General features: G+C 49.4%; 8 protein-coding genes and 3 rRNA genes. 6 read left to right on the top strand and 5 right to left on the bottom strand.

Going from position 1 to position 13,670, the window contains the following annotated elements; translation table 11 throughout:
- Positions 1-172 precede the first annotated feature (172 nt).
- The 6 genes from MKY73_RS25140 to MKY73_RS25115 all read left to right on the top strand — a co-directional run bounded on the left by MKY73_RS25140 (position 173) and on the right by MKY73_RS25115 (position 7,327).
- Positions 173-1,724, top strand: a 16S ribosomal RNA gene (locus MKY73_RS25140).
- Positions 1,725-2,029: 305 nt separating this feature from the next.
- A 23S ribosomal RNA gene (locus MKY73_RS25135) occupies positions 2,030-4,956 on the top strand.
- 77 nt (positions 4,957-5,033) lie between these two features.
- Positions 5,034-5,150, top strand: a 5S ribosomal RNA gene (gene rrf / locus MKY73_RS25130).
- Together the 16S, 23S and 5S rRNA genes form the textbook arrangement of a ribosomal RNA operon.
- A gap of 199 nt (positions 5,151-5,349) precedes the next feature.
- Positions 5,350-5,973 (top strand): deoxynucleoside kinase, encoded by a 624-nt coding sequence (locus tag MKY73_RS25125; RefSeq protein ID WP_339308755.1) that lies wholly within the window; start codon positions 5,350-5,352, stop codon positions 5,971-5,973.
- On the top strand, positions 5,970-6,626 hold the full coding sequence (locus MKY73_RS25120) for a deoxynucleoside kinase (RefSeq protein WP_339303947.1): 657 nt from the start codon (positions 5,970-5,972) through the stop codon (positions 6,624-6,626). The genes MKY73_RS25125 and MKY73_RS25120 overlap by 4 nt, the downstream gene beginning before the upstream one ends.
- A 218-nt stretch (positions 6,627-6,844) precedes the next feature.
- Complete coding sequence (locus MKY73_RS25115; protein WP_339303946.1) at positions 6,845-7,327, top strand: hypothetical protein; 483 nt, start codon at positions 6,845-6,847, stop codon at positions 7,325-7,327.
- A 566-nt stretch (positions 7,328-7,893) separates the two neighbouring features.
- Here the strand turns inward: MKY73_RS25115 and MKY73_RS25110 are convergent.
- From MKY73_RS25110 to MKY73_RS25090, 5 genes are all read right to left on the bottom strand, one after another.
- The gene (locus tag MKY73_RS25110; RefSeq protein ID WP_339303945.1) at positions 7,894-8,637 is read right to left on the bottom strand and encodes a MerR family transcriptional regulator; all 744 of its coding nucleotides are present in this window, start codon (positions 8,635-8,637) and stop codon (positions 7,894-7,896) included.
- Positions 8,638-9,067: 430 nt separating this feature from the next.
- Positions 9,068-9,733, bottom strand: a complete 666-nt coding sequence (gene thiE, locus MKY73_RS25105) for a thiamine phosphate synthase (RefSeq protein ID WP_339303944.1) — start codon at positions 9,731-9,733, stop codon at positions 9,068-9,070.
- Positions 9,733-10,548 (bottom strand): bifunctional hydroxymethylpyrimidine kinase/phosphomethylpyrimidine kinase, encoded by an 816-nt coding sequence (thiD, locus tag MKY73_RS25100; RefSeq protein ID WP_339303943.1) that lies wholly within the window; start codon positions 10,546-10,548, stop codon positions 9,733-9,735. Before thiD ends, thiE begins: the two co-directional genes overlap by 1 nt.
- Positions 10,545-11,357: a hydroxyethylthiazole kinase gene (gene thiM / locus MKY73_RS25095; protein WP_339303942.1), complete on the bottom strand. Its 813-nt coding sequence runs from the start codon at positions 11,355-11,357 to the stop codon at positions 10,545-10,547. The genes thiD and thiM overlap by 4 nt, the downstream gene beginning before the upstream one ends.
- Before the next feature lie 1,104 nt (positions 11,358-12,461).
- Positions 12,462-13,535 carry an ABC transporter substrate-binding protein gene (locus MKY73_RS25090; protein WP_339303941.1) on the bottom strand — a complete coding sequence of 358 codons (1,074 nt, stop codon included), beginning with the start codon at positions 13,533-13,535 and terminating at the stop codon, positions 12,462-12,464.
- Between the last annotated feature and the right edge of the window lie 135 nt (positions 13,536-13,670).

The following is a 13,670-nucleotide window of genomic DNA, read 5'->3' as shown; positions in this document are numbered from 1 at the left end:
TCGGTAACGAAACAAGTTTGATCTTTGAAAACTGAACAACGAGTGAGTAAACATTCTGCTTGCAGAATGAATGCGAAAGTTCGAAACAAGCCTTGGCTTGGATCGACTGGAGCACAAATGAGATGTTTAATCTCGTCAGATTCAAAATGAGCTTATCGCTCTTTTCAATACTTTATTGGAGAGTTTGATCCTGGCTCAGGACGAACGCTGGCGGCATGCCTAATACATGCAAGTCGAGCGGAGTTGATAAGAAGCTTGCTTCTTTGAGACTTAGCGGCGGACGGGTGAGTAACACGTAGGCAACCTGCCCTCAAGTTTGGGACAACTACCGGAAACGGTAGCTAATACCGAATAATTGTTTTCTTCGCCTGAAGGAAACTGGAAAGACGGAGCAATCTGTCACTTGGGGATGGGCCTGCGGCGCATTAGCTAGTTGGTGGGGTAACGGCTCACCAAGGCGACGATGCGTAGCCGACCTGAGAGGGTGATCGGCCACACTGGGACTGAGACACGGCCCAGACTCCTACGGGAGGCAGCAGTAGGGAATCTTCCGCAATGGGCGAAAGCCTGACGGAGCAATGCCGCGTGAGTGATGAAGGTTTTCGGATCGTAAAGCTCTGTTGCCAGGGAAGAACGCTTGGGAGAGTAACTGCTCTCAAGGTGACGGTACCTGAGAAGAAAGCCCCGGCTAACTACGTGCCAGCAGCCGCGGTAATACGTAGGGGGCAAGCGTTGTCCGGAATTATTGGGCGTAAAGCGCGCGCAGGCGGTCATTTAAGTCTGGTGTTTAATCCCGGGGCTCAACCCCGGATCGCACTGGAAACTGGGTGACTTGAGTGCAGAAGAGGAGAGTGGAATTCCACGTGTAGCGGTGAAATGCGTAGATATGTGGAGGAACACCAGTGGCGAAGGCGACTCTCTGGGCTGTAACTGACGCTGAGGCGCGAAAGCGTGGGGAGCAAACAGGATTAGATACCCTGGTAGTCCACGCCGTAAACGATGAGTGCTAGGTGTTAGGGGTTTCGATACCCTTGGTGCCGAAGTTAACACATTAAGCACTCCGCCTGGGGAGTACGGTCGCAAGACTGAAACTCAAAGGAATTGACGGGGACCCGCACAAGCAGTGGAGTATGTGGTTTAATTCGAAGCAACGCGAAGAACCTTACCAGGTCTTGACATCCCTCTGATCGATGCAGAGATGTATCTTTCCTTCGGGACAGAGGAGACAGGTGGTGCATGGTTGTCGTCAGCTCGTGTCGTGAGATGTTGGGTTAAGTCCCGCAACGAGCGCAACCCTTGATCTTAGTTGCCAGCACTTCGGGTGGGCACTCTAAGGTGACTGCCGGTGACAAACCGGAGGAAGGTGGGGATGACGTCAAATCATCATGCCCCTTATGACCTGGGCTACACACGTACTACAATGGCCGGTACAACGGGCTGTGAAGCCGCGAGGTGGAACGAATCCTAAAAAGCCGGTCTCAGTTCGGATTGCAGGCTGCAACTCGCCTGCATGAAGTCGGAATTGCTAGTAATCGCGGATCAGCATGCCGCGGTGAATACGTTCCCGGGTCTTGTACACACCGCCCGTCACACCACGAGAGTTTATAACACCCGAAGTCGGTGGGGTAACCGCAAGGAGCCAGCCGCCGAAGGTGGGATAGATGATTGGGGTGAAGTCGTAACAAGGTAGCCGTATCGGAAGGTGCGGCTGGATCACCTCCTTTCTATGGAGAATCGTTTCCCGCGTGGAAACATTCAAATAAGCAGCTTAGCTGCAAACTTACTCACTCGTTGCTCAGTTTTGAGAGCTCAAACTCTCAAACAGCTTGCTTTTGTATGGAGCTTGTTCTTTGAAAACTAGATATCGAAACGAAAGTAAATGCGAATTAGAACATTCCTTTAAGCTGAACTTGTGCAAACAAGTGAAGTGTTTATAAGGTAGATTGCTGGAGCGAGTGATCGAAATGGAGCGACTTTTGGATTTGCGCAAGCAAACCAAGCGGAGCGACAGCTCGAACACGAGCGCAATGGTTAAGCTACTAAGAGCACACGGAGGATGCCTAGGCGCTAGGAGCCGATGAAGGACGTGGCGAACAACGAAACTGCCTCGGGGAGCTGTAAGCAAGCTTTGATCCGGGGGTGTCCGAATGGGGAAACCCAGCTGGGGTAATTTCCAGTTACTCACAACTGAATACATAGGTTGTGTAGAGGCATACCAGGGGAACTGAAACATCTAAGTACCCTGAGGAAGAGAAAACAATAGTGATTCCGTCAGTAGCGGCGAGCGAACGCGGAGAAGCCCAAACCAGAGAGCTTGCTCTTTGGGGTTGTGGGACGTCTCACATGGAGTTACAAAGGAACCGGTTAAGCGAAGAGGTCTGGAAAGGCCCGCCAAAGAAGGTAAAAGCCCTGTAATTGAAAGTTGGTTCCCTCCGAGACGGATCCCGAGTAGTGCGGGGCACGTGAAACCCCGTATGAATCCGGCAGGACCATCTGCCAAGGCTAAATACTTCCTAGCGACCGATAGTGAAGCAGTACCGTGAGGGAAAGGTGAAAAGCACCCCGGAAGGGGAGTGAAATAGAACCTGAAACCGTGTGCTTACAAAAAGTCAGAGCCCGTTTTAGGGGTGATGGCGTGCCTTTTGTAGAATGAACCGGCGAGTTACGTTCCCGTGCAAGGTTAAGGTGAAGAGCCGGAGCCGCAGCGAAAGCGAGTCTGAATAGGGCGAGTTAGTACGTGGACGTAGACCCGAAACCGGGTGATCTACCCCTGTCCAGGGTGAAGGTGCGGTAACACGCACTGGAGGCCCGAACCCACGCACGTTGAAAAGTGCGGGGATGAGGTGGGGGTAGCGGAGAAATTCCAATCGAACTCGGAGATAGCTGGTTCTCCCCGAAATAGCTTTAGGGCTAGCCTCGGAAAACAGAGTCGTGGAGGTAGAGCACTGATTGGGTGCGGGGCCCGCAAGGGTTACCAAGCTCAGTCAAACTCCGAATGCCATAGACTTACTTCCGGGAGTCAGACAGTGAGTGCTAAGATCCATTGTCAAAAGGGAAACAGCCCAGACCATCAGCTAAGGTCCCCAAGTGTGTGTTAAGTGGGAAAGGATGTGGAGTTGCACAGACAACCAGGATGTTGGCTTAGAAGCAGCCACCATTGAAAGAGTGCGTAATAGCTCACTGGTCGAGTGACTCTGCGCCGAAAATGTAACGGGGCTAAACACACCACCGAAGCTATGGCTTGATGCTTTGCATCAGGGGTAGGGGAGCGTTGTATAAGGGTTGAAGGTGTACCGTAAGGAGCGCTGGACATTATACAAGTGAGAATGCCGGTATGAGTAACGAAAAGATCAGTGAGAATCTGATCCGCCGAAAGCCTAAGGGTTCCTGAGGAAGGCTCGTCCGCTCAGGGTAAGTCGGGACCTAAGGCGAGGCCGAAAGGCGTAGTCGAAGGACAACAGGTCGAAATTCCTGTACCACCATAAACCGTTATGAGCAATGGGGGGACGCAGTAGGGTAGTGACGCGGACTGATGGATGTCCGTCTAAGCAGTAAGGCTGATGTGTAGGCAAATCCGCACATCGTAAGGCTGAGCTGTGATGGGGAGCGAAAATTGTAGTAGCGAAGGTCATGATCTCACACTGCCAAGAAAAGCCTCTAGCCAGGTGAAGGTGCCCGTACCGCAAACCGACACAGGTAGGCGAGAAGAGTATTCTAAGGCGCGCGGAAGAACTCTCGTTAAGGAACTCGGCAAAATGACCCCGTAACTTCGGGAGAAGGGGTGCCCCGGTAGTGTGAATAGCACGAGGGGGCCGCAGTGAAAAGGCCCAAGCGACTGTTTAGCAAAAACACAGGTCTGTGCGAAGCCGTAAGGCGAAGTATACGGGCTGACGCCTGCCCGGTGCTGGAAGGTTAAGGGGAGTGGTTAGGGATTAGTCCCGAAGCTGTGAACCGAAGCCCCAGTAAACGGCGGCCGTAACTATAACGGTCCTAAGGTAGCGAAATTCCTTGTCAGGTAAATTCTGACCCGCACGAATGGCGTAACGACTTGGGCGCTGTCTCAACGAGAGATCCGGTGAAATTTTAATACCTGTGAAGATGCAGGTTACCCGCGACAAGACGGAAAGACCCCATGGAGCTTTACTGCAGCTTGATATTGAATTTGGGTACGATCTGTACAGGATAGGTGGGAGCCTTTGAAGCGTGAGCGCCAGCTTGCGTGGAGGCAACGTTGGGATACCACCCTGATCGTATCTAGGTTCTAACCTGGTACCGTAATCCGGTGCGGGGACAGTGTCAGGTGGGCAGTTTGACTGGGGCGGTCGCCTCCTAAAGAGTAACGGAGGCGCCCAAAGGTTCCCTCAGAATGGTTGGAAATCATTCGAAGAGTGCAAAGGCATAAGGGAGCTTGACTGCGAGACCTACAAGTCGAGCAGGGACGAAAGTCGGGCTTAGTGATCCGGTGGTACCGCATGGAAGGGCCATCGCTCAACGGATAAAAGCTACCCTGGGGATAACAGGCTTATCTCCCCCAAGAGTCCACATCGACGGGGAGGTTTGGCACCTCGATGTCGGCTCATCGCATCCTGGGGCTGAAGTAGGTCCCAAGGGTTGGGCTGTTCGCCCATTAAAGCGGTACGCGAGCTGGGTTCAGAACGTCGTGAGACAGTTCGGTCCCTATCTGTCGTGGGCGTAGGAAATTTGAGAGGAGCTGTCCTTAGTACGAGAGGACCGGGATGGACGTACCGCTGGTGTACCAGTTGTTCCGCCAGGAGCACCGCTGGGTAGCTATGTACGGACGGGATAAACGCTGAAAGCATCTAAGCGTGAAGCCCCCTCAAGATGAGATTTCCCAGTATGTAAGACCCCTTGAAGACGACGAGGTAGATAGGCTGGGGGTGGAAGTGCAGCAATGCATGGAGCTGACCAGTACTAATCGGTCGAGGGCTTATCCAATAGCAAGTGATAATTCGCACACTTTCGTTTCGAATCTAGTTTTCAGAGAACAACCACTCTGAAATGTAAGCTACGCGTTTGGTGGCGATGGCGGAGGGGTTCCACACGTACCCATCCCGAACACGACCGTTAAGCCCTCTAGCGCCGATGGTACTTGGACCGCAGGGTCCTGGGAGAGTAGGACGCCGCCAAGCAATCGAAGGACACACTTGATCATATCGAGTGTGTCTTTTTTATTTCAATGTAATTCATTTAATGTAATTCATTAGTTCTGATTTGCCTTGTTATATACATAAAATACTGGCGTTCCAATCCTTAAAGCTGTGATACAATAGGTGAGGTCTATATAGAAAACGGAAACACGCATAAGTACGAGGAGGAACAGTGAACACAATGAAATCAGCCCCGTTTATTGCCGTGGAAGGTCCGATCGGAGCGGGGAAAACAACGCTGGCAACGATGCTTTCCCATGAATTGAATCTTCCGTTAGTTAAAGAAATTGTAGAAGAGAATCCATTTCTGGCTTCCTTTTATCAGGATATCGACGAGTGGAGTTTCCAATTGGAAATGTTCTTTCTGTGTAATCGGTTTAAACAACTGGAAGACACGGGTGCTCATTATATAGAGCAGAATACCCCAGTTATTTCGGACTATCATATTTATAAAAACATGATTTTTGCCGATCGTACCTTAAAAGGAACGAAGCGGGATAAATACCGTCAAATTTATCATCTGTTAACAGATGATCTGCCCAAGCCCAATCTGGTGCTTTATATTGAAGCTGAACTCGATACGCTGATGTACCGCATTAACAAGCGTGGACGCTCATTTGAGCAGGACATGGACCCGGCATATATGGAACAACTGATCGCTGATTACAAAACAGGTATGGACTATCTTGCGAATAGCTCAAATCCGCCAGTAATCATTAAGGTCAATGCAGAGCAACTTGACTTTGTGGAACATCCTGAACACTTCAGGCAAATTGTTAATCAGGTAAAGGAGTATATTATATGAATAACTATGGCATTCCAACGAATGCATTAATTACGGTAGCAGGTACGGTTGGAGTGGGGAAATCCACGTTAACAGCTGCGCTTGCACAGCGTTTAAATTTCAAGACTTCTTTGGAACAAGTGGATCATAATCCATATTTGGAGAAGTTCTATCATGACTTTGAGCGTTGGAGCTTCCATCTGCAGATTTATTTCCTGGCAGAGCGCTTCAAGGAACAGAAAAAGATTTTTGAACTGGGCGGGGGATTCGTACAGGATCGTTCAATCTATGAAGATACGGGTATTTTTGCACAAATGCATGCAGATCAAGGAACCATGTCTTCTACAGATTTCGAGACATACAGCAGTTTGTTTGAAGCGATGGTGATGACACCGTATTTCCCACATCCAGATGTACTGATCTATCTGGAAGGAAGTCTGCCTTCAATTTTAAACCGAATTACGGAACGCGGACGCGAGATGGAGATTCAAACGGACCGTTCGTATTGGGAATACATGCATGAGCGTTATTCTGTGTGGATTGATCAGTTTACGGCTTGCCCTGTGCTGCGTCTGAACATTGATGAGTATGATGTGCATGATCCGACATCGGTGGATGCTATTTTGGCACAGATAGCAGCTGTCATTCAGCCTGCCAAGGAAGCGCAAAGATAAGAGAGAACGCGTTTTTCAATGTAGTTTTCTGAATTACAGTGGTTATATCTAAAATATAGATACGGACAACATCCCTTCTACGGCTATTATGCTGTTGGAAGGGATGTTTTTTATGGTCAACAGTAGAAAAATGTTGAATAATAGGCCTTTTTGTGGTTTCATAGGAAAGGTGAATTCTGGAAAAGAAGCATATGCATGACTCAGGAGGGAAAGACAACGTGGAAGAGAAACAAGGTGTTAAAATCGGTATGCCGATCATTGGTGGCTTAATTGCAGCCATTCTTGGTGGCATCGTGTGGGCGGCTATTGCTGCAATGACCGAGTATGAGGTAGGATTAATTGCGATTTTGATTGGAGCGCTCACGGGCTACGCCGTGGTGTTGTTCTCCAATAAACGAATTGCGACAGTACATAAGATTATTGCCGTACTGTTTGCACTCGTCGGCATTTTGCTGGGGAAATATCTGACGGTGGTTTATTTTACTTCCGAACTGTTTGGCGATGTAAGCGTGATGGAACTCGTGTTTGATAGCGAGATGATCAGTGCGTTTGCAGAAACCTTCCAGGACTATTTCAGTCAACCGATTGATCTGTTATTCATTGTGCTTGCAATTGTATCTGCATGGCAGATTCCTGGTCGTATGGCGAGAACCAGTCTGGCTTCAGACGCAACTTCATCGGATCACGCGCCAAGAGCTTAATCCGATAGACGGTGGACGCTGGCAGCAAAATGAAGGACGTCTGACAGAAGAAACTTAATGCTCATCATCCTAAGCAACTGGTGAAAAGGATATAACAAAGAACTGGGAGCGGAAGAAAAAGTAGTAAAGAGCATCTACTGTGAAAGTTACTTATAAAGTACTCAGAGTGAGCAGCAGTTAGGCTTGTTCACATTGCGGCTGTGGTACTTGAATACATAAAAGGGACGTAACCGCCTAAGAGGGCGTACGTCCCTTTTATGTATTTACTAGGCTTTAGGCGGGTTATGGCGCATAACTGTAGCAACAATTCGGGTCGATTCATTTTATTTGCCACGTTATCCTTGCATATATCCAGCATGTTCATAAGGTTAATTCTAAGAACGATATGACCACCATAGGAGGAAGGTTATAACATCCTGATCTCATATACAGCGAATAAGGCTGATGACGAGAGATAACGTTTACCACTATAGGACAGAGGTCCAAGTTACAGACGATCGTTTACAGCGCTCATCTGATGGCAATGAGAGTTGAATATATTGCTTGTGTTTGAAGACAGGGCTATATTATTTGTTTTGGTTAGCAAATACAGCCATGGCATCTCGCATAAATGCGGCCAATCCATCGCCAAACTGATCAATATTACGTGTGAAGCGTTCATCGTCCACGTACATCTGACCAAGTCCTCTAAAGGCTTCAGGCGAGTAGCTTCCCATTTGGTTTAGCCAAGTGTACCACTCTTTGATGCCTGCCTGTGCCTCCGCAGATGCTGGTTCTGTGTGACGAAGTGAAGCCAGATGTTTGTAAATTTCGTTCATTTGATCGGATAGTGCCTTTTGCTCCGTGGTCGATTTACTGTGCAGCGTCTGATTTGCCTGATCTACGGCTTGGCTCCCCCAGCGTTCACGTGCTTCCTGTTCATACGGATTCTGGCTAAAATCAAACCCTTCGAATTGTTCCTTGGCTGTCATTTTAAGTTCTCCTCTCACGTGTAGAACGGTTTTATCAATAGTAGCAATCATCTGGTCCAAGCGTTGGCGCCTCTCCAGCAGAATAAGACGGTGCATATTTAGCGCTTCTTCTGGATCGAAGGAGGGGTTGGTTATAATGTTTTTGATCTCCTTCAGAGAGAAGTCGAGTTCCTTGAAAAACAAAATCTGCTGCAATCGTTCCAAATTAGCATCTGAATATAATCGATATCCGGCAGCAGTTACTTCGTCCGGGGTTAATAGTCCGATCTCATCATAGTGATGCAGTGTGCGCACACTGATCGAGGCAAGTTCGGCAACTTCTTTTACTTTCATGGCCATGAGTGAAACCTCCTTACAACACCGATTGTACAGTGTCACGTTACGTGAGAGTCAACAGTTGAAAATGAAAAAAACAAGATGCGAGCATTGAAGCGGCATCTTGCTCATAGATTGATGAGTCCTGCTGACTGGGTGATGCTGAATGTGACTAGAGCCGATTGGAATGTGAGTAGATGTGACTGGATGTGAATAGAGCTGATTCGGATGTGAGTAGATATGGATAGATGTGAATAGGTGTGACGAAATAAATTGTAGGATTCAGTCACTATAGGGTGGCGGCTGCGCTTTGATGTCGAAGACATGGGTTGCTGCCGCGCGCTGGGGTGTTATGGGGCTCCTCTGTTATGGAGAGGAGAGCGATTGGTTGTGGGTTGTGGGCTGCACCATGTATTCGGTGCAGCCCACGGGCTGGCTGTGCAGGGAAGCAGGGCTACGCCCGCATCCCGCGCACTGCCGCAGCGAACTGCGCAGCCGCTGCGCACACATCGGCCGCGCCCGCGATGGCGGAGATGACGGCTACGCCGTCGGCTCCAGCCGCCATCACGGCGGCCGTGGTATCGGGCGTAATGCCGCCGATACCCACAATCGGAACTGCGATGCCTGCGGCACGCAGTTCCGCAACCCCTGCGGGGCCCAGCACAGCGTGGGCATCCGCTTTGGAGCGCGTCGGGTACATGGGCCCGACGCCAAGGTAGTCGGCGCCCGCCTGCACAGCACGGCGCGCCTCATCCACAGCGTGGGCGGATACGCCAAGCATCCGCCCATCTCCAATGCGGGCGCGTACGAGCGCCGCGTCCGCATCATCCTGGCCGACATGCACGCCGTCGGCCTCCACCGCTACAGCCAGCTCCACATCATCGTTCACGATGAACGGGACCCCATGCTGGCTGCACACCTCGCGAAGCCGCATCGCAAGCGTCATGCGAGCTTCGCCGATCAAGGCGCCAGTTCCCTTTTCGCGGAACTGGAACAGCGTAATGCCGCCAGCAATAGCCTGGCGCAGCACTTCCACAGGGTCTTGCGTCGTATTCACGCTGCCCATGACCAAATACACCTGCATCGCACGTTGTACCGCTTCTGCATCCCAAGGGCACATCACTGTTCACCTCGCTGTCTGCGCTGATACGCAAAATGGTTTGTTGGCCCATGTCCGGCCCCAATCCCCAGCTCATCTTCAATGGCTGCCTGAATGAATGCTCTCGCGGTCGTTACGGCAGCCAGAACAGGTGAACCCTTGGCTAACTCTGCGGTGATCGCAGCAGAGTATGTGCATCCCGTTCCGTGTGTATGACGTGTTACCACACGAACATTCTCCAGATAATGAAAAGACTGCCCGTCGTAGAGCACATCCACGATCATGCCACTTCCTTCATCATGACCACCTTTAACCAAAGCATACGTTGAGCCCATCTGTACAATCTGTCTCGCGGCTTCTTCCCGCTGATTCAGATTCGTGATGGACATTCCGGTAAGCAGTTCCGCTTCCGGAATATTAGGTGTTGTGATCAAGGCATGGGGCAGCAGCTCCGTAACCAGCGCCTGTACAGCTTCCTGCTGAAGCAGGGGGGCACCGCCTTTAGCGACCATCACGGGATCGATGACCAGATTAGACCAACGGTAGTGCCGCCATTTCTGAGCAACTAACCGAATTATCTCAGCACTATATAACATGCCGGTCTTCGCCGCAGTTGGCTGAAAGTCTTCGCCGGTCGAGTCCAACTGTTGAGCGATACCATCATAAGGGATGGGAAACACACCCTGCACACCTGTTGTATTTTGAGCGGCAATTGCCGTGATAACCGTCATGCCATATACCCCAAGCTCCTGGAACGTTTTTAGATCGGCCTGAACTCCTGCGCCGCCCCCGTTATCAGAGCCCGCAATGCTTAGCGCTTGAGGAATGCTGCTCATACTGCACCTCCACGGATCTGACGGATCTGTGCGCGTTCTGCCAAGAGGTCGGGCGTTACTAGTGCCAGTTGATTCAACAACTCTATCTGGAAGCTGCCTGGCCCCTGATGATCCGTCTTCTCTGCCGCCAGTTCAGCCGCTACGCCATAAAAAGCGAGTGCTTCAACAACACTGCCTGGAAGATCGTCTTCGGATTCCGCTATGGCTGTAAAAGCGCCAATCACCGAACTGAGCAGACAGCCAGTACCCGTGACCTGAGTAAGCAGGGCATGACCATTACTTGTGAGGAATGTGGACTGTCCATCTGTAATGATATCTTCCTTTCCGGTGATGACCACGATACAGTCAAGTTGTTGTGCTGCCCGCTCCGCAATGCCGATCCGGTTACCTTCACCTGATCCTGCATCGACACCTTTGATACTCCAGCTCTCACCAATGACATTGGCGACCTCCGCGACATTGCCGCGCAGTACCGTGAGGCGAAGCTCACGAACGAGCATCTGAACGGTTTCTGTACGATAGGCGGTTGCGCCTGCGCCGACGGGGTCCAGCACGACAGGCACGTGATGTGCATTAGCCGATTGGCCTGCAAGTCGGATCGCCTGAACGACTTTGTCATCGAGTGTGCCAATGTTGAGCACCACGGCTCCTGACATTTTGGCGACATCAGCGACCTCTTCATGAGCATAGGCCATAAATGGGGATGCACCAAGCGCAAGCAAACCATTGGCTGTAAAGGGAGCAACGACAAGGTTGGTGATATTGTGTACCAGCGGATTTTGCGTACGAACACGTTCCAGATAAGACATATAATTTCCTCCTTGTTTTGAAGTAACGCCACCGGCAGAAGCCTGATATGCAGAGTCACTCAACAGAATAATAGGATATGAGTCTCCGTGTTGAGCAGGGCGAACAGTGTAAAGACAACGAGAGACGTTACAGCGGTAAAAGCAGATGTAAAAGATAAATCCAATTCATAATGCAATAAAGATGGATTAATGTAACTGGGTATGGAAGAACAAACGGAATCATCTTGATCAATATCTAGCCTTGATTGAAACAGCTAAAAGGTAGAGCCACATAAAAATGTAATTCGCAAAAAAATAGTAATAATACAAAAACGAAACAGTACAACAGTACAGCAATGTAACAATGCAACAGTACAACAATGTAACAATGCAACAGTACAACAATGCAAAATACAGAAAGTGACCCCAGGGTAAGTCTCCTAATTCAGGCAAGCGGTATAGTGAAGGACTTGGCGTTCAAATAGAGTCTTGAAGCCCAAACCCAAACCAAGCTGGTAGCTCTTTTGGCGAATTCCTTCCGCAGGTTCAGACGGTGTTTCTAAAGAACCCGGGACATCTTATTTGGCTGTCAAATCCTACTTTTGAAATGTAAGGAACGTCAGACACGTTATTTCCCTGAATTCCTTGATTAAAACGATGCAAACGGCTGTTTATTCTAATATTGCGTGTCTCAGATTCCTTAGATTTCTGAGACTGCTTTAAATCCTCGAATAAGACGTCTCAGATTCGTTAGCGCTCGCCGCATGCTCTACTCCGAACACATTAGGACGCGATTCAGCTCCCGGTAGATTTGAAGATGTGCGCTAATGTACATGAACAAATGCATAGCTCCAAGCCGCCTAAACGTATACAAGGTACTCGATCACATACCATGTCATCCAAACGTATACAAGGTACTCGATCGCATATCATGCCACTTAGAATTACTAAAGATTATGATTCTCCACTCCTTGCTCCAGCCAGTTACATTACGGAAACCTTTTACATTTCGTAAACCTTGTTGCCCCTAACGCCCACGTTTTTGCTAACTTTTCTTTCAATCCTCTTACTTTCCGATCCCTTTCTTTTAGTCATTTTCCTTCATTCCTTGTGGCTTTTCTTTACTTACTCTCCTTGCAGATTAATAAAAGCATCCTCGGCTTTCACCGATTCAGGAATCATTTCAGTTGCAACGAGCCATGCACGTACATTCTCCCACGATTCCATTTCCTGCCGACCAAACGGTTGACCTTCTTCATTCATGAGCGGCAGTAGAATAGCCAGGCTTTTGGTTTCGATCTTCGGGTCAAGCGGAGACGTTTCATTCTCATGAGCGAGCAAAATATTCAAGGCCTCTTCTGGATGCTCCGTCACATATTTCTGTCCTTCCTGGATCGCTTTGACGAACCGGGTCAGTTGTTCTTTTTTGGCTTCCATACCAGCTTCACTTGCGGTCAGGACCAATTCATAATAATCAGGCACGCCATAGTCGACAGGATTAATCGATTTCATGGCATGGCCTTCTTTCTCCAAAATCAATTGTTCATGGTTAATAAAACCACCCATAATCGCATCCGCCTGTCCAGAAGCCAGGGAAGGAATCAGATCGAATCCAACGTCGACCAGCTTCATGTTATCCGGGTTGCCACCATCGTGGCTGATCATCGTACGTACCATCGCGTCATACAGCGGAATCGAAGAATAGCCAACAGTCTTTCCTTCAAGGTCTTTGGGTGAACGCACGTTGCCATTCGCTTCGGTCAACAGATGTACGAGCGGGTGGCGAACAACAGCAGCAATGGAACGTACAGGAATGTTCTCACTACGCGCGAGCAAGATTTGAGGCTGATAGCTTAGAGCCAGATCGATTTTACCGGCAGCAACCAGTTTGAGTGAATCATTGGTATCCGCAGGCATCTGAATGTCGACATCCAGACCTTGGTCTGCAAAGTATCCTTTTTCCTGAGCTACATAGATGAAGGAATGTACTGCATTGGGGTACCAGTCGAGCATGATGGACAGTTTATCTTTGGTATCTGATGCTGGTTCTGTTACAGTCGAGTTTGCTTGCTGTGCATTGGTTTCCGAATCTGTTGTTGGCGTGTTTTTGCCAGCACCCGTGGTGCCGCATCCGCTAACGATCAGCAACAGGCTTATGAGTATAATGGGAAGCAGGGAGTATATACCTTTGTTAGTCATAAATGAAGTTCCTCATTTCATCGTTTGGGTTTGTAGAAAATGGACAGCAGCATGTTAACGGACAAAGTGACAATGTACTGATTAAAGTTAGCTGCTGGAATGGTGCATAAGTTATGTTGTGTAGAGCGTAATTCC

The sequence above is a fragment of the Paenibacillus sp. FSL R5-0519 genome (assembly GCF_037974275.1).
In the GTDB taxonomy this organism is placed as follows: Bacteria; Bacillota; Bacilli; order Paenibacillales; family Paenibacillaceae; genus Paenibacillus.
This window is presented reverse-complemented; position numbering and strand designations above follow the sequence as displayed.